General features: G+C 49.3%; 19 protein-coding genes and 1 pseudogene. 6 read left to right on the top strand and 14 right to left on the bottom strand.

Annotated elements, in window-relative coordinates; all coding sequences use genetic code 11:
- The 3 genes and pseudogenes from ACTQ16_RS13720 to ACTQ16_RS13710 all read left to right on the top strand — a co-directional run.
- A pseudogene (locus tag ACTQ16_RS13720) lies at window positions 1–808 on the top strand (DUF3987 domain-containing protein); the annotation flags it as partial.
- 132 nt (window positions 809–940) lie between these two features.
- A complete protein-coding gene (locus tag ACTQ16_RS13715; protein ID WP_295346783.1) occupies window positions 941–1,366 on the top strand; it encodes a DUF5675 family protein in 426 nt (141 codons plus the stop codon).
- Between the two features lie 41 nt (window positions 1,367–1,407).
- Complete coding sequence (locus ACTQ16_RS13710; protein ID WP_441937884.1) at window positions 1,408–1,812, top strand: N-acetylmuramoyl-L-alanine amidase; 405 nt, start codon at window positions 1,408–1,410, stop codon at window positions 1,810–1,812.
- 346 nt (window positions 1,813–2,158) lie between these two features.
- Here ACTQ16_RS13710 and mnmE read toward each other — a convergent pair whose 3' ends face one another.
- Window positions 2,159–3,562, bottom strand: a complete 1,404-nt coding sequence (gene mnmE / locus ACTQ16_RS13705) for a tRNA uridine-5-carboxymethylaminomethyl(34) synthesis GTPase MnmE (protein WP_441937882.1) — start codon at window positions 3,560–3,562, stop codon at window positions 2,159–2,161.
- A gap of 442 nt (window positions 3,563–4,004) precedes the next feature.
- Window positions 4,005–4,877 carry a nucleoside phosphorylase gene (locus ACTQ16_RS13700; RefSeq protein ID WP_441937881.1) on the bottom strand — a complete coding sequence of 291 codons (873 nt, stop codon included), beginning with the start codon at window positions 4,875–4,877 and terminating at the stop codon, window positions 4,005–4,007.
- A 209-nt stretch (window positions 4,878–5,086) separates the two neighbouring features.
- Between ACTQ16_RS13700 and ACTQ16_RS13695 the strand changes: the two genes are divergently transcribed.
- Window positions 5,087–6,367, top strand: a complete 1,281-nt coding sequence (locus tag ACTQ16_RS13695; protein ID WP_441937880.1) for a serpin family protein — start codon at window positions 5,087–5,089, stop codon at window positions 6,365–6,367.
- A 107-nt stretch (window positions 6,368–6,474) separates the two neighbouring features.
- On the opposite strand, the gene ACTQ16_RS13690 is transcribed toward ACTQ16_RS13695, so the two are convergent.
- The 6 genes from ACTQ16_RS13690 to dnaN are packed head-to-tail and all read right to left on the bottom strand — an operon-like array spanning window position 6,475 to window position 13,976.
- Window positions 6,475–8,121, bottom strand: coding sequence for a tetratricopeptide repeat protein (locus ACTQ16_RS13690; RefSeq protein WP_441937879.1), 1,647 nt, complete (start codon window positions 8,119–8,121; stop codon window positions 6,475–6,477).
- 5 nt (window positions 8,122–8,126) lie between these two features.
- Window positions 8,127–9,794: a DNA repair protein RecN gene (recN, locus tag ACTQ16_RS13685; RefSeq protein WP_441937878.1), complete on the bottom strand. Its 1,668-nt coding sequence runs from the start codon at window positions 9,792–9,794 to the stop codon at window positions 8,127–8,129.
- A 45-nt stretch (window positions 9,795–9,839) separates the two neighbouring features.
- On the bottom strand, window positions 9,840–10,742 hold the full coding sequence (locus tag ACTQ16_RS13680) for a DUF4835 family protein (RefSeq protein ID WP_441937877.1): 903 nt from the start codon (window positions 10,740–10,742) through the stop codon (window positions 9,840–9,842).
- A gap of 4 nt (window positions 10,743–10,746) precedes the next feature.
- Entirely contained in the window at window positions 10,747–11,937 is a 1,191-nt protein-coding gene (gene coaBC / locus ACTQ16_RS13675; RefSeq protein ID WP_294970484.1) for a bifunctional phosphopantothenoylcysteine decarboxylase/phosphopantothenate--cysteine ligase CoaBC, read from the bottom strand.
- Between the two features lie 4 nt (window positions 11,938–11,941).
- Window positions 11,942–12,805 (bottom strand): 3'-5' exonuclease, encoded by an 864-nt coding sequence (locus ACTQ16_RS13670; protein ID WP_294970486.1) that lies wholly within the window; start codon window positions 12,803–12,805, stop codon window positions 11,942–11,944.
- A 49-nt stretch (window positions 12,806–12,854) separates the two neighbouring features.
- Window positions 12,855–13,976 carry a DNA polymerase III subunit beta gene (gene dnaN / locus ACTQ16_RS13665; RefSeq protein WP_441932305.1) on the bottom strand — a complete coding sequence of 374 codons (1,122 nt, stop codon included), beginning with the start codon at window positions 13,974–13,976 and terminating at the stop codon, window positions 12,855–12,857.
- Between the two features lie 197 nt (window positions 13,977–14,173).
- Here dnaN and ACTQ16_RS13660 point away from each other — a divergent pair, with 197 nt between their 5' ends.
- Window positions 14,174–14,623 carry a DUF3127 domain-containing protein gene (locus ACTQ16_RS13660; RefSeq protein WP_293630174.1) on the top strand — a complete coding sequence of 150 codons (450 nt, stop codon included), beginning with the start codon at window positions 14,174–14,176 and terminating at the stop codon, window positions 14,621–14,623.
- Window positions 14,624–14,736: 113 nt separating this feature from the next.
- On the opposite strand, the gene ACTQ16_RS13655 is transcribed toward ACTQ16_RS13660, so the two are convergent.
- The 3 genes from ACTQ16_RS13655 to ACTQ16_RS13645 form a co-directional block, all read right to left on the bottom strand.
- A complete protein-coding gene (locus tag ACTQ16_RS13655) occupies window positions 14,737–15,927 on the bottom strand; it encodes an MFS transporter (protein ID WP_295346458.1) in 1,191 nt (396 codons plus the stop codon).
- Window positions 15,928–15,972: 45 nt separating this feature from the next.
- A complete protein-coding gene (gene nudC, locus ACTQ16_RS13650; RefSeq protein ID WP_441937886.1) occupies window positions 15,973–16,749 on the bottom strand; it encodes an NAD(+) diphosphatase in 777 nt (258 codons plus the stop codon).
- Between the two features lie 201 nt (window positions 16,750–16,950).
- Window positions 16,951–18,714, bottom strand: a complete 1,764-nt coding sequence (locus tag ACTQ16_RS13645; protein WP_441937875.1) for a bifunctional metallophosphatase/5'-nucleotidase — start codon at window positions 18,712–18,714, stop codon at window positions 16,951–16,953.
- 109 nt (window positions 18,715–18,823) lie between these two features.
- Here ACTQ16_RS13645 and ACTQ16_RS13640 point away from each other — a divergent pair, with 109 nt between their 5' ends.
- Entirely contained in the window at window positions 18,824–19,642 is an 819-nt protein-coding gene (locus ACTQ16_RS13640) for a DnaJ domain-containing protein (protein WP_217761218.1), read from the top strand.
- Window positions 19,643–19,782: 140 nt separating this feature from the next.
- On the opposite strand, the gene ACTQ16_RS13635 is transcribed toward ACTQ16_RS13640, so the two are convergent.
- The 3 genes from ACTQ16_RS13635 to ACTQ16_RS13625 all read right to left on the bottom strand — a co-directional run bounded on the left by ACTQ16_RS13635 (window position 19,783) and on the right by ACTQ16_RS13625 (window position 22,677).
- On the bottom strand, window positions 19,783–21,084 hold the full coding sequence (locus ACTQ16_RS13635) for a double zinc ribbon domain-containing protein (RefSeq protein ID WP_441937873.1): 1,302 nt from the start codon (window positions 21,082–21,084) through the stop codon (window positions 19,783–19,785).
- Window positions 21,085–21,222: 138 nt separating this feature from the next.
- The gene (locus ACTQ16_RS13630) at window positions 21,223–21,909 is read right to left on the bottom strand and encodes a glycoside hydrolase family 25 protein (protein WP_153126117.1); all 687 of its coding nucleotides are present in this window, start codon (window positions 21,907–21,909) and stop codon (window positions 21,223–21,225) included.
- Between the two features lie 72 nt (window positions 21,910–21,981).
- A complete protein-coding gene (locus ACTQ16_RS13625) occupies window positions 21,982–22,677 on the bottom strand; it encodes a hypothetical protein (protein ID WP_294970501.1) in 696 nt (231 codons plus the stop codon).
- Window positions 22,678–22,690: the final 13 nt, after the last annotated feature.

The raw sequence follows: 22,690 nt of genomic DNA, 5'->3' as shown, positions 1-22,690 counted from the left end.
TATCGAACATCTTTTGTGGAACGTTGTGATGTGCGGAACGCCAGATGCACTCTATCGGGTAGTGAACAATTATACGGATGGTTTCCAAAGCCGTATTGTCGTGGCGCGAACACCGGACAACACGTTCACTCCGCTTACAGACAATCTCTTCGTGCTGACCGAAACTCAACGTGAGCACATACGGCAGATAGCTCATCTCTTGCCCCTGATGGAGGGCGAGGTGGTTCTGCCTAAGTTGGAGAATAAGGGCAGGGAGTGGCTGGAACAGATACGATTGGAGACCATGAAAAATGACGACAAGGTGAAAGCCCGCCAGCGTTTCCGTATCTGTCCTACCACGATGAGAATGATGACCTGCATCATGCTCTGTAAGGTAGCTGAGACACTGATTCAGAAACATGGTTTCCAGGGTGCCGAGAAGCAGCTGAAACAGAATCCGCTGTTATGGAAGGAAATGATCGTAAAGACGCAGACACCAACCATGCTCGAAGCCTTCAATATCCTGGCAGATTATCAGTTGGACAATGCACTCTACTTCTTCCGTAGTCGCATAGAGGATGCATTCTCATCCAAGAGTTATTGCGGTCAGACGACTTATGATCGTTCCCGACGCGGCAAAAATGATTCTATCTTCGAGCGGCTTGACGTTACTTTTTCCTTTGAACAGGCATTACAGCAAAGTATAGCTGTAAAGGGGGCTAACGTAACTCGTGAGGTTGTTAGACAGATGTTGAAAAACTGGAAGCGGCAGGGATTGATAGGTGTGCTGCCCGATATGCGTTACCAGAAGGTTCAACCTTCAGTATAATAGTGGTTTAAAGTAAGTGACCATTAATACATCCGGTCATTAACGGTCACGGTCATTTTCGGTCATTAAGGATTTTCAGTAAGGAAATCCTTAATGGCCCTATCAATAAATCAATTTTATTTTTCGATATTTATGGAAATAATCATTTATCGCCGTCGCTTTACCCGATGGGGAGTAGACGGCACATTAGTAATAAAGGGTACGACAGTTTGTAATACCATAGAACATCCTGAGCGTTTTTTGCCTGCAGGAGACTATGAGATAGCTTTTGTTTCTATAGCTAATAAGAGTAGAAAAATGCCTGTTATCCTGAGGAAGGGACAGGCTGTTTGGGAAGTGGGTATTAATACTCCTTGTCTCAAACCCGGTAATGGACCGATGACGCTGGAAAACGGCTGCATCATTCTGGGTAAGGCTGCAGCCACAGGGCTGGTGATTCATTCTCAGGAATACTTCGACCGACTTTGTGAACGATTAAGGAAGGCTTCTAAAAAGAAGGAGTGTATCAAGTTACGTATCATAGATTGGGGTAGTGATGAAATCTCGATAGCATTTTAGGATTTCCGCCCTAACATTCATTCATTTAAAATAGTAATTTCATGCGTAAGATTAAGGAAATCATCATTCATTGCAGTGCGACCCGAGAAGGTCGCAACTTTACCGTTGCCGACATCGACCGCTGGCATCGTGAGCGTGGCTTTTTCTGCATCGGTTATCATTTCGTGATTTATCGTGATGGCAGCATCCACATGGGCAGATCAGTGGAGGAAGTTGGCGCCCACTGTAAGGGACACAACACCGTGAGCATCGGAGTATGCTACATCGGCGGGCTTTCCAAGGATGGCAAGCCGAAGGATACCCGAACCTCCGAGCAGAAGGCGGCGCTGAAAGCGCTCATAGAACAGCTGAAGGAGGAATATCCCGAGGCGATAGTTCATGGCCACAACGAGTTCGCCGCCAAGGATTGTCCTTGCTTTGATGTGAAGGAGGAGTTTGGGGAGTAATGTATAAAACAAGGAGGGTGTGTCATAAGTCCATAATAAAGCTCGCAAATCCGCTAGGCGTTCTATTAGAAACGCAAGCCCGCTAGGCGTTTCGGCGGATTTGCAATCCGCCGTTTAAAAAGGTTCGACCTATTTCCTTGCGGATTTGCAATCCGCCTCAAGCGAGAATGCTGCATCACGATTTTGGCGATATGAAAAGCCTACGGCTTCGGATTTCAAATCCGCATTAAAGTGGTCGAACCTTTTTTGTCTGCGGATTGCAAATCCGCAGGAACGCCTAACGGACCCCAACGCCTAGCGGACTTGCGAGCATGTATTATGGACTTATGACACACCCTATTTATACTTATTTTCCGATGCAGAAGTGCTTGAAGATATTGTTCAATGTCTCCTGGCTACTTATCTGTCCGCCAGTGATTTCGCCCAATTCTTCCAAAACCATCTTCAAATCTTCGGCGATGATGTCGCCGCTCATTCCCATTTCCATCGACTCCAATACTCGGGAGAGGGAATCATGGGCACGGATGAGGGCTTCGTAGTGGCGGGCACTCGTTATGATGACGTCGTTCTCGGTAATCTCAGGAATATCAGCAGCTTTTACTAATGCCTGCTCCAGGGATGAAACGTTCTCGCCTGTACGGGCACTGATGAAGAGTGGGGATTCTGCTTCGCTGGAATCTGAACCGCAGGAATGAGTGAACTTATCGAATTCAAGCTTTTCATCCTCCAGCTTATCCATCTTATTGAATACTACCAGCAGCTTCTTGCCCTGGTTCTTCAGCTTCATCTCCTCGATTTCTGAGACTGACGGCTGCTCATCTAATAGCCAGATTACTATCTTCGCCTCTTCCATCTTCTGGAAAGTGCGCTCTATTCCGATGTTTTCTACAACATCATCCGTCTTGCGGATTCCTGCCGTATCTATGAAGCGGAAGGTGATTCCGTCGATGAGGGTAGTGTCTTCGATTACGTCTCGGGTGGTTCCGTGAATGTCGCTCACGATTGCCTTCTCCTCGTGGAGCAGACGGTTGAGCAGGGTGCTCTTGCCCACATTCGTCTTGCCTACGATGGCTACGGCTACTCCCTGCTTCAGGGCGTTGCCGGTCTCGAAGGAGTGGGCGAGGGTGGTAATCTTGTGATTGATTTCTTCGGCTAGTGCCTGGAGTTCGCTGCGGTCGGCAAACTCCAGTTCTTCGTGGTCGCTGAAGTCGAGCTCCAACTCCAGGAGCGAAGTCATCTTTAATAATTTTTCGCGCAGCAGGGAGAGTTCGTTGCTGAAATGACCCTTCAGTTGGCTGAGCGCCATCTTGTGGGTTGCCTTGTTGGTAGAGGCGATGAGATCAGCTACGGCTTCTGCCTGGGAGAGGTCCATCTTGCCGTTGAGATAGGCACGACGGGTGTATTCGCCCGGTTCTGCCTGGCGACATCCTACCTCCGTAAAACGATGGAGAACCTGCTGAAGAATGTATCGGCTGCCATGACAGGAAATCTCGGTGGAGTTCTCGCCTGTATAACTGTGGGGTGCACGGAACACGCTCACCAGTACATCATCGATGGTGTTGCCATCCTTATCCTTGATTTCGCCATAATGCAGAGTGTAGGGCTTGGCTTCTTCCAGGGATTTGCCGTTGGCAGACTGGAAGATTTTGTCGGTGAGGGTAATGGCGTCGGAGCCACTGAGTCGGATGATTCCGATGGCGCCGCCAGCTGGGGTTGCCAGGGCGCAGATACATTCTTCTTGATTCTTCATTCTTTCTTGTTTATTTTAAAGCTTTTGCCCTTTCAGGGCGACAGAGTTGTTTGCTGTTTTAACACAGGGCGTTGCCCTGGGCTAGGAGCTTCTGCCCCTTCAGGGCGTATTGCTGCAATGAGTTTTAGCCTTTCAGGGCATTAGCGTCCCGCCGGATTTGCTATCCGGCGTTTAAAAATATCCTAACCTATTTAGGTTCTGCGGATTTGTAATCCGCAGCAAAGGAGTATGCTTTCCTTTTGTTGGGGGATTACAAATCCCCAGGGTTTTAATAGGTCGAACCTTTTTTTACGGCGGATTTCAAATCCGCCGGGACGCCTAGCGGGGGTTCGAATTTTAAAGCTTTTGCCCTTTCAGGGCGACAGAGTTGTTTGCTGTTTCAACCCAGGCGTTGCCCTGGGCTAGGAGCTTCTGCCCCTTCAGGGCGTATTGCTGCAATGAACTAGATTCTATCGAGCACAACCTTGATGAGATTGTCGATGGTGCTCTTATAGCCTGTGTTGGCACTGAGGGCTCGACGGTTGGCGATGACCATGCAGCAGGTTAATGCCTTGTGGCCGAGGAGGAGAGAAAGACCGGCAAGGGCTGAACTCTCCATCTCGAAGTTGTTGACGCGCAAGCCTTTATACTCGAATTCCTCAATCTTTGCGTTAAGCTCCGGGTCGGCAAGAGGGGCACGGAGCTCTCTGCCCTGAGGACCGTAGAAACCGCCGCAGGCGATGGTGATTCCGCGAACCATGTCGTCGCCGGCAATCTGATTGAGCAGCTCCGGGTCGTTGTCTACACAGTATGGATTTCCTATCTGGTCGTTCCACTTCACCTGGCGCTTGAACTCAGCCTCGGTCTCGAGGTCGCAGATTTCATTGCGGCGGGCATAGAAGTTGATGAGTCCGTCGAAACCGATGCTCTTCTGTGAAGCGACAAAGGTTCCGGCAGGACAGTTGAGCTGCAGGCCGCCGCAGGTTCCGATGCGTACGAGGGTGAGGGTGGTGTGCTCAGGTTTTTCGGTGCGGGTAGCGAAGTCGATGTTTTTCAGGGCATCGAGCTCGTTGACCACGATATCGATATTGTCGCATCCGATTCCGGTGCTCTGCACGGTGATTCTCTTGCCTTTATATGTTCCGGTGATGGCGTGGAATTCGCGGCTTGAAACCTCGCATTCCTTCTCCTCGAAATGGGATGCTACGAGAGCTACGCGACCTGGGTCGCCTACGAGAATTACTTTATCCGCCACCTGTTCCGGGCGTAAATGGAGGTGGAAGCAACTTCCATCTTCATTGATGATCAATTCTGATTCTGCAAAATATTTGCTCATAATTTAAATTGTTTTGATTGTTAGTAACTGTTTCTTTCCTTTATGTAAAATGCAAAGATAGTATTATTTTCTGGAATGTGCAAAGGTTTTTACGGTTTTTAAACTATTATTTTTGAGAAATATTAAGAAGAGTTAAAATAAAGAAGAGAGATGCAAGGATTTCCCGACTGCTGCATTTTACTAGCAGACGAAATTTAAAAGAAGAGATTATGAAAAAGAATAACATGATGAAGTCTGCCGTGCTGATGATGCTGGCAGCTATGGCTATCAACTCTTGCTCTACAAGCAAAAACGTGAATAAGGAAATCAAGGACGGGAACCAGGTGGCTCGCCCTAGCGAAGATATGGATATGGACGAACAATATCTGACTCTCTCGGATGCTCAGCTCGACATTCTGCAGAAGAACAACAAGTTTGCCTTCAACCTCTTCCAGAAGGTTTCGGGAATGGACTCGAAGGTGGTTTCGCCTATGAGCGTTTCCTATCTCATGGGTATGTTGGCAAACGGCGCTGACGGTGAAACCCAGCAGGAAATCATGAAGGCGATTGGCTGCGAAGGGGTGAGCCTGAAGGAACTGAACGAACTGTATAAGGCGCTGATCATGAGTGCTGGTAAGTTGGACAAGCAGACCGAAGTGAACATCGCTAACTACGTGGCTGTCAACAAGAAATATCAGTTGGATAAAGATTTTGTGAAGGCTGTTTCTGACAATTATCAGGCTGGAATAGAGAGCCTCGACTTCAATTCACAGAAGTCAGCTGACCGCATCAACTCCTGGTGCGAGAAGCAGACAAAGGGAATGATTCCGAAGTTTATCGACCGCATGGAGCCTAGTGCAGTTTCCTATCTGCTGAACGCCATTTACTTCAAGGGCACCTGGATGAAGGAGTTTGACAAGAATGACACGAAGCTGGAGTATTTCCGTGGTTATACGCGCGATATCCAGAAGGTGGAGATGATGCATCAGAAAGAGAAATTCGACTATTATGAGAATGAAACCTTCAAGGCGGTGCAGCTGCTCTACGGCAACGGAACCTACTGCATGACCGTCATGCTGCCTAAAGAGGGCAAGAGCATCGACGAGATGATGAAGGGTATGGATGCAGGAAAATTCAGGACAATGATGGGAAATATGGAGGAGTGCAAGGTAGACTTGAAATTGCCTAAGTTTACCACAGAAATAGAATTGCCGCTCAACGACATCATCAGTCAGCTGGGTGCGCCATCTATCTTCAACCCGTCGAAGGCAGATTTCAGCCGTTTCGCCAAGGGCGATTTCTTCGTGAGTCAGATGCTGCAGAAGGCAAAGATAGAGGTGAGCGAAACAGGAACCAAGGCTGCTGCCGTTACCGGAGCCATCATGCTTACAGCCCTGGCGCCAAGAGAAGAGCGCCATGTGGTTTTCCATGCTGACTGTCCGTTCGTCTATACGATTACTGACAGACAGAGCGGTAGCATCCTCTTCATGGGACAGTTTACGGGAAAATAAAATAAGAAAATTACACGAGAAATAAATATAGTTGAAGGGGGAAAAGCTCATCTCTAAATCCAGAGCTTTTCCCCCATTTTCTTATTCTTTTCGTAAAAACTTGCTTGCTATTTTATCTTTTCCAGATATCCGGCAGCTCGCTTATCGCCCAGCTCTTCTGCCCTTTTCAGATTCTTGATGGCTTCTGCCTTCATGTTCTTCTCCTTATAGAGCAGACCGAGGAGGAGGTAGCCGTCAGCATATTCAGGGGCTAACTCAATGCAGCGGGATGCGGCACTGATTCCCTCATCATAACGCTTTACTCGCAAATCCAGACTTGCCCACTCGGCAAAGAAGGTTGGCTCCTTTGGCGCAAGATAGCAGGTTCGGGCAATGTCTAACAGCGCTGGCTGCCACATTCTCAGCTTGGTTTCGCACTGATAGCGGGCATAGAAGAAGGCTGGATCTACCGGGCGCGCAATGCTGTCGTACATGTTGAAGTCCTGAACGGCACGGCGATACTGCCCCTTGCCTGCCAGATATTGACCACGAGCCAGATAGTATGGCCCCGCCATGTTGGTGCGGGCTCCCACGCTGACGGCACTGTCGAGCAGCATTTCAATCTCAGAATCAGGAGCTTTCAGCCTTGTCTTTGCCTGCGCAGCCTCCAGATAGAGCTCACCGCTATTGATAGGAGTCTTGGTCAGATCGAGGAAGATATTGGCTGCATCTGCATAATCGCCCTTAGTGAAGAGGATTCGGGCTTCCTGATGCTTGTAGACCGGCTGAGCCTTGATGGCGTAAGCCTGGCGAGCCTCGTCAAGCGCCTTGTCCAGTGTCCAGGCTGTATAAACGGAATCGCCCTTATAGATTATCTTCTGATAGATGATGTCAGAATAATCCGAATGAGCCTCATCCTTGGCAGCAGACTTCTTAATGCCGGTTTCCATCATTCGGGCAGCCTCTTCATACTTGCTGTCGTTCACCAGGTCGAGCGCCTTTTCCTTATATCCGAAGGCAGATGTAGGGAATTTCTCGATGAATTCGTCAGCATACTTGTCATAATCCTGCATGTTCAGCTGACCCTTCTTCAGGGTCATCATGGTCATGGCTTCCTCCTCTGTATCAGGCAGGGCTGTGCGGATGGAAGTCTCTCTCAGGGCGGCATCGAGCGATGAAAGACCGGAAACTTTCAGCTGACTGGCGTAGTTGGCGTCAATCGCCGTGGTCTGACCGTTGCTGTGCATCAGTCCTATCACCTGTCCGTTCTTGTTGACGAAAGGACAGCCTACCGCATTCTCAGGAACTCCCGTAGAGAAGATGTAGTAGTTGTAGGATGTAAGGAATTTCTCTACACTCGTAATGCTTTCCTGCTGGAATGGCGACTTCTTGATAGAGTAGGGAACGAGCCACACTTTCTGTCCGGCTTCCGTCTCCTTTGCAGCGATGGTAGCCGCAGCCGTATTCGCCTTGATTCTGAATTTGGCAACATCATAAAGCTCATCAGCTCCCATGATGGCGTCAACTTCATACGATTTTCCCGTGGCATCGACCACGCTGGCCTTGGTGGCTCCTACGAAAGGCTTGAAAGTACTGATGGCAGTACCCTTGTTATCAATAAACACTCCCTGTGTAGATGATATGATGGCGCCGTCCTTATTGAATGTAGTCAAGGTGAAGACGCTTTTGGCAACCTTCTGTACAGAGCCAGGTTGCGCAAGGACACTCGATGCTCCCAGCATCAGAGTCAAAATTATTATATTGATTCTTTTCATATCTATTATTTGGCATGTTTGTTTATCAACTCCCTGGCATTAGCCAGTGCCGCCTGGCTGATGTCGCTTCCGCTGAGCATCTGGGCGATTTCTTCCACCCTCTGTTCAGGAGTCAGTTCCCGCATCTGCGAGATGGTTGCGGTCTGGGTTTCCTCCTTCATCACCTTATAATGATGGCTGCCCATGGCTGCTATCTGAGGCAGGTGGGTGATGGAGATGACCTGACGGTTCAGGTTGCCCATCTCGGTCATGATTTCTGCCATCTTCTCGGCAATCTTTCCGCTGACTCCCGTATCGATTTCGTCGAAGATGATGGTTGGCAGTTTGACAGCGCCGCTGATCATCGCCTTGAGCGAGAGCATCACGCGGGCTATTTCGCCACCGGACGCTACCTGGCTGATAGGCTGGAGAGGGGTGCTGCGGTTGGCGCTGAAGAGGAAACTTACCTTGTCAGCACCGTCCCTGCTGAGCGGTTTCTCGGCAAATTCTATCTCGAACCGGACGTTAGGAATACCGAGCGGGATGAGACGGTTCTTCATCTCCGTCTCGATTGCCTTGGCGGCTTTCTTGCGCAGATTCGTCAGTGCATAGGCTGCCGACAATGCCTTGAGCTGCTTGTCGGTTACTTCCTTCTGCATGAGCCTGATGTCCTCATCGCCATTGTCGATATGGTCAAGCTGCTGAGTCAGACGTTCGCGGGTTTCGATGAGTTCCTCTACGGTCTCTACATGGAATTTCTGCAGCAATGCGTTGAGCTTATCCAGTCGGGAATTGAGCTGTTCCAGGCGGGCTGGGTCGAAATCTATCCGGTCCAGGCTTCGGCTGATTTCCTGCGCAATGTCCTTCAGTTCGATGTAGCTGGAATCCAGGCGGTCGGAAAGTTCAGCCACTTCGGGGTAGACCTCCCTGATGTCGCTGATGCTGTTGCTGGCATTGCGCAGCAGCTGCAGGATGCTTCCCTCATCGCCCGAAAGCGAATGGTCGGCTTCGTAGAGAGCTGATTTGATTTCTTCCGAATGGTTCAGGGTCGCTGATTCCTGCTCCAGTTGCTCAAGTTCACCTGCTTCCAGATGCGCCTCGTCGAGTTCCTTATACTGGAATCGCATGAACTCCTCGTTCTCACGGTTTCTGTTGAGTTCCTGCTCCAGCCGTTCCAGCTCAGCCTGGGCTGAGCGATATTGCTGATAGGCAGCCTGGTAGGTCTTGATCTGAGCTGCGTCCTTAGCCAGGATGTCTACCACGTTGAGCTGGAAATCTTCCTTCTGCAGCAGCAGGTTCTGATGCTGCGAATGAATGTCCACCAGCTGTTCGCCCAGTTCTCTCATCTTGGTCAGGGGAACCGGAGTGTCATTGATGAAAGCCCTGCTCTTGCCGGCACTGGTCAGTTCACGGCGGATGATGGTGTCTTCTGCATCAAAATCGATGTCGTTGTCGTCGAAGAAACCCTTCATGTCGTATCTGGAGAGGTCGAAATGAGCCTCAATCACGCAACGGTCCTTGCCCGACTTGATGGCCTTGCTGTCGGCACGGTTGCCCAGCAGCAGGCCGATGGCTCCGAGGATGATGCTTTTGCCTGCACCCGTTTCGCCAGTGATGACAGAGAAGCCTGGATGTAGTCTTATATCCAGTTCGTCTATAAGCGTAAAGTTTCTAATATACAGTTGCTTGAGCATAATTCATTAAATCTTTTTTCTAACCCTGGCAGAAAGCCGGGGGCTTTATTCTTTTATCTTGTCCCAGAAAGCGCTTTGAGACGGGTTGATGCTGAAGAGAAGTTCGTAGATGGCTTCCTTCTCCTTCTGGGTTCCATGACCCTTGTAGATGTTGGCAAGCTCATCCTTCTTGTAATCAGTCCATATCTGCGGCAGCAGACTGAGCGGACGGTTTTCCCTCGCCTTCCGGAGAAGGGTGGTAAGAGCCGTAGTAATCTCGCCCCGGCCTCGTTCCACGTTGCTTGCCATTTCGTCCAGCCCCTTGCGGTAATAATCATACTGCAGCTGGCGGTAGGGTTCCATGGCGCCGTCCAGATAATCGGAGATGATGGCAAAGCGGTTCTTGGAATCGGCAAATGCCTTCCATCCCGGATAATCGAGGTTCTGGGCGTTGTTGGCAAGGTTCATGCATCTTTGAAGCACATCTTCGCCACCCTTGGGCGCAAACGTGTCGAGGTCAAGACCTATGATGAGATAGGCATAATAGGCGCAGAGAGCCGTCAGCTGATTGTCTATCTGCTGCTCGTTGAACTCCAGCTGGTCGAACTCGGCAAACTTGAACGTGAAGTTCTGGTCCACATTATTATATATGGTGGTGGTGTAGGCCGAATTATAGACCGGTCGGTTAGCCTGGATAAGCGCCTTGCATGTAAACATGTTTGCATCTTTATCATATTTGCTTACCGTAATGTTGAAATTACAGACGATGCGCTCTTTCCTGGCAAACTGCAGATGGGTCCATTGGCGGTCGTTGAGAAACTGCTCCAGGGTCTGCTGCAGGCTTTCGAAGACGCTCTTGTCCGTGCCCGAAATCTGGGCGTGGTTGATCGTGACCTTGGCCTGGAGCTCCTGCGCAGAAACTGTCTGTACGGTACAGAACAGAATCCATACCGTACAGACAGCTTTCATCCACCTACAGGATTTTTGCCAATTCGTTGATGATGTCTTTAGCCACCTCAGTCTTTGGTTTCTTCTCATATTCTTTCTTGCCCTTTTCTGAGATAATCGTTATCTGATTGTCGTCCGTGCGGAATGTGGTTCCCGGATTGCGGGTGGAGTTGAGCACGATGAAGTCGGCATTCTTCTTCTGTCTCTTCTTCTGTGCGTTGGCTTCCTCGTCGTTGGTTTCCAGGGCGAAAGCCACGATTCGCTGGTTCTTCTGCTTCATCTGTCCCAGGGCAGCAGCAATATCGTGCGTAGGCACGAGGCGCAATTCCAGGTCGTCCTTCTCACGCTTGATTTTCCTGTCGGCAACGGCATTCGGCTTGAAGTCGGCAACGGCAGCACAGAGGATGGCTGCATCTGCCTGCTGGAAAGCCAGGGTAGAGGCCTGATACATCTCTTCGCAGCTCTCCACATCGATGCGGTTGATTCCGGGACTGCACGAGAGCGCTACGGGACCGGAGATGAGGGTTACGTTGGCGCCACGGCGCAGGCATTCCTCAGCCAGGGCGAATCCCATCTTGCCGGAAGAATAATTGCCGATGAAGCGCACCGGGTCTATCTTCTCATAGGTGGGTCCGGCAGTAATCATCACGTTCTTGCCCTTCAGGTCTTCCTGCTCGCTGAAGAATCGTTCCAGATACTCCACGATGATGTCGGGTTCTTCCATGCGTCCCTTGCCTTCCAGTCCGCTGGCAAGGAATCCCACTTCCGGTTCTATGATATGATTGCCATAGCCCAGGAGGGTCTTCATGTTAGCCTGGGTGGATGGATGCTTGTACATGTCCAGGTCCATGGCTGGTGCAATGAAGACCGGCGCTTTCATGGAGAGGTAGGTGGTGATGAGCATGTTGTCGGCAATGCCGTGAGCCATCTTACCCATCGTAGAGGCGGTGCAGGGAGCAATGAGCATGGCGTCTGCCCAGAGTCCGAGGTCAACATGAGAGTTCCATGTTCCGTCGCGCTGCGAGAAGAACTCGCTCACCACGGGCTTATGGGTGAGGGCAGAGAGGGTGATGGGAGTGATGAACTCCTTGCCGGCTGGCGTGATGACCACCTGCACCTCAGCGCCTTTCTTGATGAGCCCGCGGATGATGAGACAGGACTTATAGGCTGCAATGGAGCCCGTAATGCCCAGTACTATTTTCTTTCCTTTCAACATTCTCCTATTTCCCCATACGCTTATTGTATTCACGGAGGCGAATACGGGTAAGTACCTGCTTGGTATTGTTGGTAAAGTCGCTGCCCAGAACCCATGTGAAGTAGCCTGGGTCGCGGGTCAGGATTTCGCCAACGTCCCAGCCTTTGTATTTGCCGAAGTTGAAGACCTCATGCTTCAGAGGCTCGCCCTTCTCATCGGTCATTACATTGCCGTCAGCATCCTTCACTTCCTGCCATACGATGCGGCCAGCAAAGTCTACATTGTCGTTCTGCTTGGAGAAGGCAGCCAGCTCGTCCATGTCGTTGTTGAGCACGCGCTCCGGTTCGTCCTGAACGCCGGGAGCATATTTGTCGAGCTCAGCCATCAGCACGCGGTAGGTGGCTTCTGTATCCTGGTCAGCTCTATGAGCCTCGAAATCTTCTTCCATCTTTCTTCCGCAGAAGAACTTGTAGGCTGCAGCCAGGTTTCTGCGCTCCATCTTCATGAAGATGGTCTGAGCGTCGATGAGGCGGCACTTGCTGAAGTCGAAGTCGATTCCGGCACGGAGGAATTCCTCTGCGAGCATCGGAATATCGAAATGGTTGGAATTGTAGCCGGCAAAGTCGCAGCCGGCAAACTCCTTGTCGAGTGTGGCTGCCAGCTGCTTGAAGGTAGGAGCGTCCTTGACGTCTTCGTTGCTGATGCCTGTGAGGGCTACGACCTCTGCAGGAATCTCCTTCTCCGGATTGACAAAGAGGTTCTTTCTTGTCTCTGTTCCGTCCGGACTTACCTTGATGTATGATATCTGAATGATTCTGTCCTTCACCATGTCCAGACCTGTTGTTTCAAGGTCGAACACGATTAAAGGCTTCTTTAAGTTGAGTTTCATTTTTCTATTAAAAATATTTGTCTGACGATTCAGTTAAGCCTGCTGCTCCTTAGTCATTCAGGAGCATAGGCATGATGAGCATGAGGACATCCTCGTTTTCAGTCTGCTCTGCAGGAACGATGATTCCGGCACGGCTAGGGTCAGCGAGCTGGAGGATGATGTTGTCGCTATTGATATTGCTGAGCACTTCGTTCAGGCTGCTGCCCTTGAAACCGATGTTGATTGGCGAACCCACATACTCGCATGACATCTGCTCGCGGGCTGATGTAGAGAAGTCCATATCCTCAGAAGAAACCTCCATTCTGCCTGATTCGATGCTGAAACGAACCAGCTGGCTGCTCTCGCTGGCGAAAGGCATTACGCGGCGCAAGGCGCTGATGAGAGCCCTGCGGTCTACGGTTACCTCGTTAGGATTGTTAGGAATCACGGAGTTGTAGTTAGGATAGCGACCGTCAATGAGTCTGCATCTCATCTCGCCGTCAGCGAAAAGGATTTCGGCACTGCGGTCATCAAACTTGATTTCCACGTCATCGCTGTCTCTTGTCAGGATAGCCTTGAGCAGGGAAGCTGGCTTCTTAGGAAGGATGAAAGAAGCTGGAGTCTCGCTCTTGATGGTGTAGTTTCTGTTGCGCACCAGCTTATGGCCGTCGCTGGCAACGATGGCGAGAGCATCGGCAGTGAGGTCGAAATAAATACCGTTCATTACAGGGCGCAATTCATCGTTTGCCGTAGCGAAGAGAGAACGTGAGATGTTGTCAATCAGCACGTTTGTAGGAAGGGCGATGAAATGAGAAGCCTCGTTCATGCTCTGTGTGCGAGGGTAATCTTCCGCATTCTGACCGGTGAAGTTGTAAAGACCGTTCTGGTAAACGATTTTGATAGCAAAGGTCTCCGTGTCAACATCAAAGTTGAGAGGCTGCTCAGGCAATTCCTTGAGCGCATCGAGGATAACTCTGTTAGGTACGCAGAATTCGCCTTCGCCGTCATTGTCTGCCAGTTCGATGGTGCTCTTGATGATATTGTCACTATCGCTGGCAGTAACTGTCATTTCACCATTTGCTACCTGGAAAAGGAAACAATCAAGGATAGGCAAGGAATTCTTGCTGCTGATTACCTTGGCTAACATGTTGAGCTTGTTGCTCAATGCAGAACTTGAAACTGTAAATCTCATGAGTATTTATTTTAAATTAATTTTTTATTTTTCTTATTCACCTATTTAATTTAGCATAATCGCTTAATTGAGCACAAAAATACAAAAAATATTGTTCATACACAAAAATAATTGGATAAAAGTTTGAGTTTTAGAACTATTTTTAGTAATTTCGCAGTCAGAATCGTTTGAATCTATAAAAACTTTAAAATATTAATATGGAATTACAAGGAAAGGTTATTGCCGTTTTACCAGAAAGAAGCGGCGTTTCTCAGAGAGGCGAGTGGAAGGCTCAGTCTTATGTTATCGAAACTCACGAAGCATATCCAAAGAAGTTGTGCTTTGATGTTTTTGGCGCAGACCGTATGGCTCAGTTCAATATTCAGAGTGGTGAAGAGATTTTGGTTTCCTTCGATATTGATGCTCACGAGTATCAGGGTCGTTGGTTCAACAGTATCCGCGCATGGAACGTGCAGCGCGTAGATCCTAACGCTGTTGGCGCAATGGGTGGAATGCAGCCTGGTGCTTCAGCATTCCCTCCTATGGGTGCAGCTCCTGCTCAGCCAGCTCCTGCAGCTGCTCCTGCAGCAGGTGCTACTGCTCCATTCCCTCCAGCTCAGCCAGCAGCTCCTGCAGCAGGTGGAAGCGCTGACGATCTTCCATTCTAAGCTGAAATACAGCATTGGAAAACAGTTGAGAGTGTGTCACCATCTTGTTGATGGCACACCCTCATTTTTTGTTTCTTTTTCCGTTTTCTCACGGAACATTTTTTCTGAAAATTCTATTCTACTCTTCTCCGCTTCTCGAAAAAGCTTTTAGAGGCGGCAAAGAACAGAACGACGGCTGCGGCATTTTCGATGGCTACCATCCAGAAGGTTCCGTTGTAGCTGAAATGCTCTGCCACAACACCACCGAGCAGACAGCCGATTCCGAATCCCAAATCCCAACCCGTAAGAATACTGCTGTTGGCTGTGCCTCGCTGGTCGTGGCGCGCCACATTGATAAACATATTCAGGAAGGCAGGATAGAGATGACCGTTGCCCAAACCGATGAGTGCGGCTGAGAGGTAATAGGCTACTGGATGCTTGATGGCGACGAAGATGATGAAGCCCACCAGCGAAATCAGCATTCCTTCGGCTGCATTCTGCGTTAACTTGCCTTTGCTCAGTGCCTTACGACCCTGCAAGCGGGAGAGGAACAAGCCCATCGAAAGAATGGCAAAATAGGTTCCCGTTCCGCCCGTAATACCGAGTTCTTCCTTGCTGTAGATGGCAAGATAGTTGCTCAGAACACCCCAGCAGAAACCAAACATGCAAATGTTGATGGCGAGCAGCCAGGCACGGGTCAGGAAGAATCGGTCCAGGGACAGCTTCTCCTTGTTCTTCACAATCTCCTTCTCCGGCAGATGAACCGTTCCGGCAATCACCACCGAAGCGATGGCTACGATGAAGGCAATCCAGAACAGTACCATGTAACTGCCCACCATATTATGGAGATAGATTCCGACAGACGGAGCTATTGCCATGGCGAAATTGTTGCTCAGTCCGTAGAGGCCAATGCCTTCGTTGCGGCGGCTGGCAGGCAGGACATCAATGGCGCAGGTACTGTTGGCAACGGTTACGGCGCCAAACGGTCCGCCATGCAGGGTTCGGCAGATGGCAAACATCAGGATGGTGCTGGCAGCAATGTATCCTGCAAAGAAGATGGCGAAGAATGCCAGGCAGATCATCAATACTTTCTTTCGAGAGAACCCGTCTACCACATAGCCGCTGAAGGGGCGGACGATGAGGGCTGCCACAGTATATCCGCTCAGTACAATGCCGATTACATCCTTCGTTGTCCCGAAGGTCTCACTCAGATAGAGCGGGAGCAACGGGGTGAGAAGATAGAAGGCGAAGTAGAGCAAGAAATTGGTCGTCATCACCTTCACATAGTTAGCATTCCAAAGTTTCTCTTTCATCTCTTGTTGCATTCTTGTTTCTTGTTCAGAACAAAAGTTTCTTGTTGCGTTCAACTATTAAATCTTGCCCTCCAGCCAGGCGTCAATCAGGCGGCGGGCAATGGATAATTTCTCAGGAAGGATAGGGAGGTTGTCCTTGCTAAACCACTTGCCGCGAGAGAGTTCCTCTTTCTGCAGGTGGATTTCTCCATCCACATATTCTGCCGTATAGCCCACCATCAGTCCACTTGGATAAGGCCATGGCTGGGAACTGAAATACTTCACGTTCCTGATGGTAAGTCCCGTCTCTTCCATCACCTCGCGATGCACGGCTTCTTCCAGGCTTTCGCCCGTCTCTACGAATCCGGCTACGAGAGAATCGAAGTTGCCCTTGAAGTTGCGGGCATGAACGAGAAGAACCTGATCGCCCTTCTTGATGAGCACGATGATGGCGGTGGCGAGAGATGGCCAGACCTGCTTGCCGCACTGGGTGCATTTCTTACTGATGTCGGTTGCCATCTGCATCGGAGCGCCGCAGACGCCGCAGAAATGGGTGTTCATGTCCCAGTAGTTCAGTTCCTGGCACTTGCCAGCCTTCTGATAAAGCTCAGGTGCGAGCTTATAGAAACTGGGGCGCAGACCGCACATCTCGAACTTCGGATGGTCTGTGACGGGTTCCGGAATGGTGAAGGTTTTCACCTCCGTTCCGTCCTCCATCGGAGTGATGTTGAGGATGTGGGTCCAGGGCTTTGTCTCTATCGGACATTCCTCACTACATGGAATCATATAGGTTCCGTCTTCTCTCTTCTCCAGCAAGACGTCACTCTTGCAAAATATAAACCAATACTTCATAATATATTTTTTCTCAAGTTTTGCAAGTTAGTCCCACACGCTCTGAACCAACGGTCACCGGCGTGTGGGAAGAAACTTGCGAAAGTTCAGTTATGAGCCCACTTTAAAAAGTCATTTTTGATAATTCCTCCAAAAGTAACCATCTGATAATCAAATGGGGTTATAGAAAAAAGAACCAAAAACTACTTTTTAAAGTGGACTCAGTTATTTTTCCTTGCCGAACAGCAATTCATAGTCGCGCTGGGCAGCAGGCTTGGTCCATGCTTCCGGTACGAACTTCCAGTTGTTGTTGGCTTTAGCCTCGATAGTGCCCATCTTTTCGATAGCTTCCATCAGGTAGTAGCGCTGGTCACGCTTGCTGCGGTAGATGATTCGACTGTCCAGACTGTCCTTTGGAATTCCGGCGCCACGAGTGAGAAGCTCTCCGCCACCATTGCCACGATAGCTATTTACGGCTACATTGTACCATTTCTTCTCATCGAAAGGCTGACCGTTGCTCATGCGCAGAATCTTCACCTTCTCTCCGTCTGGCTTCGTAACATCCACCTCATAGTCGATTCCTGCAGCACTGTCAAAGTTGAAGGAGAGATTCTTGAAGCCCAGGCGCTGCTGATCGCCCTTGGTCTGGGTGTCGAGCAGAAGCAGATGATCATCAGGACTCTTCATGGTGTTCACCCAAAGGTCATAACTCATCTCCAGATGCTTGCGAATCTCTTCACCGGTGAGGCGCATCACGTAGAGCTGATTCTCATATTTATAGAGGTTGAACATATCGCTCACGTAGACAGGACCAGCGTTGATGGTGGAATTGAATTGGAGCGGAGCGTTGAAGGAAATGTCAGCCTTGGTCATTTCGAGCTGCAGGTTGAGGATGAAATCATTGAAGGCGCAGCTTCCGAAGAACGATTCACGGCTGTGGATGGTGTTCTTGAAAGTACCAATCTGCTTGCCCACATATTGGTTGATTTCTGCAATCTGAGGCTCGAAAGCCTTCATGAAATCCTCGTCGATAGGACATTTTGTCACATCGGCAAGGTTTCCTACCACTTTCTTGTCAGTCACTACATATTGCTTCTTACCGTTCACCTTCTTCTTGTTGAGGGTCAGAGTAATCTCTGCATCAGCTACGGAGAGGGCGTTATTGGCAGGGTCGAGACAAATAACAGGCTTGCCTTCCACATTGGTAACAGTCTCGTTGCATCGAGTGTGGTCATGACCAAAGAGTACTAGGTCGAAACCTGGCACATCCTTTGCAACTCTGAGCGAAGCATCCTCTTCATATTCAGGGGTAACGATTCCACCGTCCTTACCACTATGGAAGACGCCGATTACCACGTCCGGCTTCTCGTTCTCCAGGATGTGCTTCATCCATTTCCGGGCACTGGTCACCATGTTCTCGAAATGGAGACCGCTCCAGAGATTCTCTGTCAGCCAGTTAGGAATGGCTGGAGTCAGCAAGCCGAGCACGGCAACCTTCACACCCTCGCGGTTCAGGATGATGTAAGGCTTGACGTAAGGCTCTCCAGTCTTGGTGTCGATGATGTTGGCTCCCAAAACAGGGCAGTTCAACTCCTTGATCCATTTGTCGTAAACAGGATGACCGGTCTCAACATCATGGTTACCGAACGCCTGCGCATCATACTTCATATAGTTGACCACATCCGAAGCCACGTTGCGAGCCTGGGTGTTCACATAATTATAATAGTAGCAGGTGGGCTGCCCCTGCAGAATGTCGCCATTCTCCAGGAGGATAACATTGTCCTTATACGTCTTTCGAAGGTCGTTGACGTAGGAAGAAACTCTAGCCAGAGTACCTGCCTTTGGCTTCCGGTTGATGAAATCGTAAGGGAAGAAGGAACCGTGGACGTCACTCGTTTCGATCACTCTCAGTTTTACGGTACGTTGCTGTGCCATAGCGGGTGAGTTGATGGTAAGCGCCAACAAGAGCGCTGCAAATACTAGTTTCATATTACTAAAAAGTTATTATTACTCTGCAAAAGTACAAAAAAGTTGGCAATTACGGCATACTTTTTGTTGGATAATTCAAAAAATAATTAAAAATAGGAGGTATAAGAATATGGCATTCGTAGATTATTACAAAATTCTTGGTGTTGACAAGAACATTCCTCAGAAGGATGTTCGAGCAGCCTATCGTAAGAGAGCTAAGCAGTTTCATCCTGACTTGCACCCTAACGACCCGAAGGCTAAGGCTAAGTTCCAGGCTTTGAACGAGGCGTATGAGGTGTTGTCAGATCCAGATAAACGTGCCAAATACGATCAGTTTGGCGAGAACTGGAAGAACGCCGGTGGCTTCGGTGGTGGTGGATTTGGTGGCGGCAGTGCCGGTGGCGCTGGCGGCAATCCGTTTGAGGGCTTCGACTTCAGCAGTTTCGGAAGTGGCGGAGGTGGATTCTCCAGCTTCTTCGAAAATCTCTTTGGCGGCGGCCGTTCCCGCAGCAGCCAGGGCGGTGCTGGTTTCGGCGGCTTCGGAGGCGGCGCTGGAACGGGCGGTTTTGGTGGCTTTGGCGGTTTCGGTGGAGCCAATGCCGGTTATGGCGCAGGTGCTGACTTCGGTACTGGCGGTTGCAACGGCGGCTGCGGCGGTCAGCAAGGTGCTCGAACCAACAATGGCGAAATGAACATGAACGTGAACATCGACATGTATACTGCCTTGCTGGGTGGTGAAGGAATCATCACGCTGAGCAACGGTTCGAAGATTAAGTTGAAGATCAAGCCTGAGACTCAGAACGGAACGAAGGTTCGTGTTCGTGGCAAGGGTTACGACCGTGGCGATGGAACCTTCGGTGATCTGATGATCACCTATAATGTGAAGTTGCCAACCGGCTTGAATGACAGACAGAAAGAGTTGCTTCGCCAGATGAAGGACGCAAAGTAGAAGTCAGATGCAATAAACAAAATCACCCTGTAAGGGCAAAAGCTTTAAAATAAGTCATTGAAACTTGAATGCTTTTGTTCTTACAGGGCGTTTTTATTTTCCCATATTTTATTTTCCCATGTTTTATTTTCCCATGTTTTTTATTGAGCAGGAGTTACCTTCGACATATTGAATGATGAAATCTTCAGGTCAGGAGAAACGGTGCTCGAAATCTTGAACAACTGTTCGTGCTTGGAACCGTCAGTCTTGTCAACCACCTGCTTGGCGGTGAACACTACCTGATATTCATATTCGCTGTCGCCAATCTCACGTTTCTTGATCTGATAATCATTGTTGATGTGCCAGTTCATGTTGGCAACATCCTCCTTATAGAGCTTGTCCATAAAGGTAACGACATCCGATTTCGGTGCAGAATTCTTGCCCAGCAGTGAAGAGAGAATGTCTTCGCAGTTGGCGAGCAACCCATCACCATCATGAGCGTTGATGCTCTGGAAGAACTGGCGATAGAGACTAGAGATAAATTCTTTCTCTTCCGGCTGCAGGTCACGCCCCTTCACTTTCTTCAGGGCATTCTCAGCCTCTTCGATGTGCGAACCGTCTCTGTGGTCATCCAGGTAGGTCTGATAAGCATCAGCCGTATCCGCATTCTTAGCCACATTCCAGTCGATGGAATCAATCTTGTTGATGGCTTCCTGCTTATGAATGCTGTTCGGATATTTCTCCAGATAAGCCTGCAGCGCATCTTTAGAACCGCTTACCACGGCATTGGTCCAGTCCTGATCCGTCTGCTTCAAACGGTCAAGATGGGCTGTAATCGAATCGCGGTGGGCTTCGTCTGCGTCCTTGTAGGTGTCCAGATAACTCTGCAGAACCATCGGGTCAGTACTCTGCATGGCGTATTCGTAAGCTTCCTTCTCCTTGTTCTTGTTGGCATTGTCATAGAAGTAATACAGGATTCCGCAGACGAGAACAGAGAAGATGAGCGAGATGATCAGAATGCTTCTGGTTCCCTTCTTCTTTTCTGGTTCCTTGTTTGCCGGATTCTGCTCGCCTCCGTTTCCGTTAGCTGCCGTTGGGCGTACTGGTGGAGGTGGAGGAGTTGCAGGCATTCCCGGATTTGCCGGTCTTGCTGGCTGCTCCATGGTTTGTCTTGCTGGCTGCTGCATGGTTTGTCTTGCTGGCTGCTGAACTGGAGCAACCGGTTCCACTGGCTGTGCAGGCTGCACCGGTGCAGAAGGAGCAGGAGAGAATCCGCCTCTGCCACCTACCAATGTCGGATTGGGAGTCTGGCAGTTAGGACACATTTCAAGATAATTGAAATATACCTCTCCGCAGTTAGGGCATTTGGTGATTTTGCCCGCAATCTCTACACCACAGCTTGGACATGTTGGTGCTTTATCGCTAATTTGGCGTCCACATTCTGGACATTTTATAATTGCCATAGTTTTATTTAAAGTTTATTGATTTACATATTTTAATTTCCAGATATCATTGATTTTCTAACCTCAAGCCCACACTTTTACCCCCTGAAGCTAATCATAAAGTTCAAAGCTCCAAGTTCAAAGTAACGAAGTTCAAAGTCATCGATGTCTGAATCTGATTTCTCTCAGTCTATGCCTTCCCATGAAGCGGCTTTTGTCAACATAACCATTGATTCCGTTCAGTCTGCCTTTACCTGTATACTGCCACATCTCGAAGTCTCTGCCGTCTGCCAATACGGGTTCCCGCTTGGAGTATTGGGCAATCATGAGCTTGTAGCTGTCCAGCTTGCCCAGCAGATAATGGTCGTAGAAGTTGGCTCCAGTATAGATGAGCGGCTTCTGTCTGTAGGCTTTTTCTACCAGATGCAGGAACTTGAACAGCGAGTCGCAGAACTCTTCAGTTTTCAGTCCGCTCTTGGTCTCCACGTCTATCATCGGCAGCAGGTCCTGATCCCCAGGTCGGCATTGCGCCATGAAATTCTCCAGCTGCGTCTGCTGCGGAATCCTGGCGCGGTAGAAGTGGTAGGATCCTACCTTGAGCCCGTACCGGTGAGCCAGGTCAATGTTCTTCTTATACTTGGCGTCTACGTTGGTTCCGCCTTCAGTAGCTTTCAGATAGACATAAGCCATCTTGGAATTATCACCTACAGTTTCCCAAAAGACATTCCCTTGGTAATGGCTGAGGTCAATACCATGTACATGACTGCAGGTATCTTCACATTGCACTTGAGCATGAAGCCCAAGGGTAAAAATAATGGTAATTATTGTTATGATACTTCTTTTCATAACTGCAAAGATACGAAAAACGTCCGATATATGCATCAGACGTGTTCGTTTTTTATATAAATTTATATTTCACTATTCTTCGATTTCCGAAAGTGAACGGAAGAAGTTGTTCATGAAATTGCTCATAGTCTCTATCGGAGCATACTGCAGGAAGCGCATGCTTCGGCGCAGATTCTTGCGCATGGTGCCTCCAGTAGTATGTACGAAGCCGGCATTGTTCTGTTCAAACTGGATGTCCTGATGCTCCGTAATGTTGTAATAGAGCGAGCGCAGCGTATGCTTGTATGCGCCAGGCTCTACGTGGCGAACAAACGGGATTTCGTCCTGTTCAAAGTCAAAGAAGGTGATGAGCACGCTTCCTTCCAGCTGTGCGATGCGCTGGATGCGAAGTCTGGTAAGCCATTTCTCCAGTTTCACGAAGTCTACCTTGTCGCCTTTCGTGCGCAGGTAGTTGCCCAGCTGGATGATTCCCTTCAGATTGATTCCGCTCTTCAGGATGCTGTTCACATTGCCCACGATGATGCGCAGCAGGTAGACGGTTTCTATCGAGGTGTCGATAGCATGGCGTTCGTCATCTTGTATCTTGGTAAGACGGCGATTCAGAAAACTGTTGTTCATGCGAACTTCTCCCTCTGGAATGTCGCTGAGGTTCTTCATCATCTGGGCAATCTTCTGCATCTTGAAGGTTGTCATTGGTTCCAGTTCTTCATCGGTTCCGAAATTCTCGGAACGCAGCTTGATGAAAAGGTTTCTCTGTAAAAAGTTCATATCGCCTGATTTT

The organism is Prevotella sp. LCP21S3_D2, from assembly GCF_052118345.1.
Classification (GTDB): domain Bacteria; phylum Bacteroidota; class Bacteroidia; order Bacteroidales; family Bacteroidaceae; genus Prevotella.
This window is presented reverse-complemented; position numbering and strand designations above follow the sequence as displayed.

Coding starts and splice junctions, on each gene's coding strand:
- ACTQ16_RS13680 (WP_441937877.1), bottom strand. CDS start 10,742: ATGAAAGCTGTCTGTACGGTATGGATTCTGTTCTGTACCGTACAGACA.
- ACTQ16_RS13635 (WP_441937873.1), bottom strand. CDS start 21,084: ATGGCAATTATAAAATGTCCAGAATGTGGACGCCAAATTAGCGATAAA.
- ACTQ16_RS13690 (WP_441937879.1), bottom strand. CDS start 8,121: ATGAAAAGAATCAATATAATAATTTTGACTCTGATGCTGGGAGCATCG.
- mnmE (WP_441937882.1), bottom strand. CDS start 3,562: ATGAAGAATCAAGAAGAATGTATCTGCGCCCTGGCAACCCCAGCTGGC.
- ACTQ16_RS13670 (WP_294970486.1), bottom strand. CDS start 12,805: ATGAAACTCAACTTAAAGAAGCCTTTAATCGTGTTCGACCTTGAAACA.
- ACTQ16_RS13700 (WP_441937881.1), bottom strand. CDS start 4,877: ATGAGCAAATATTTTGCAGAATCAGAATTGATCATCAATGAAGATGGA.
- recN (WP_441937878.1), bottom strand. CDS start 9,794: ATGCTCAAGCAACTGTATATTAGAAACTTTACGCTTATAGACGAACTG.
- ACTQ16_RS13715 (WP_295346783.1), top strand. CDS start 941: ATGGAAATAATCATTTATCGCCGTCGCTTTACCCGATGGGGAGTAGAC.
- ACTQ16_RS13640 (WP_217761218.1), top strand. CDS start 18,824: ATGGCATTCGTAGATTATTACAAAATTCTTGGTGTTGACAAGAACATT.
- ACTQ16_RS13655 (WP_295346458.1), bottom strand. CDS start 15,927: ATGCAACAAGAGATGAAAGAGAAACTTTGGAATGCTAACTATGTGAAG.
- ACTQ16_RS13695 (WP_441937880.1), top strand. CDS start 5,087: ATGAAAAAGAATAACATGATGAAGTCTGCCGTGCTGATGATGCTGGCA.
- dnaN (WP_441932305.1), bottom strand. CDS start 13,976: ATGAGATTTACAGTTTCAAGTTCTGCATTGAGCAACAAGCTCAACATG.
- ACTQ16_RS13625 (WP_294970501.1), bottom strand. CDS start 22,677: ATGAACTTTTTACAGAGAAACCTTTTCATCAAGCTGCGTTCCGAGAAT.
- ACTQ16_RS13660 (WP_293630174.1), top strand. CDS start 14,174: ATGGAATTACAAGGAAAGGTTATTGCCGTTTTACCAGAAAGAAGCGGC.
- coaBC (WP_294970484.1), bottom strand. CDS start 11,937: ATGTTGAAAGGAAAGAAAATAGTACTGGGCATTACGGGCTCCATTGCA.
- ACTQ16_RS13710 (WP_441937884.1), top strand. CDS start 1,408: ATGCGTAAGATTAAGGAAATCATCATTCATTGCAGTGCGACCCGAGAA.
- ACTQ16_RS13645 (WP_441937875.1), bottom strand. CDS start 18,714: ATGAAACTAGTATTTGCAGCGCTCTTGTTGGCGCTTACCATCAACTCA.
- ACTQ16_RS13630 (WP_153126117.1), bottom strand. CDS start 21,909: ATGAAAAGAAGTATCATAACAATAATTACCATTATTTTTACCCTTGGG.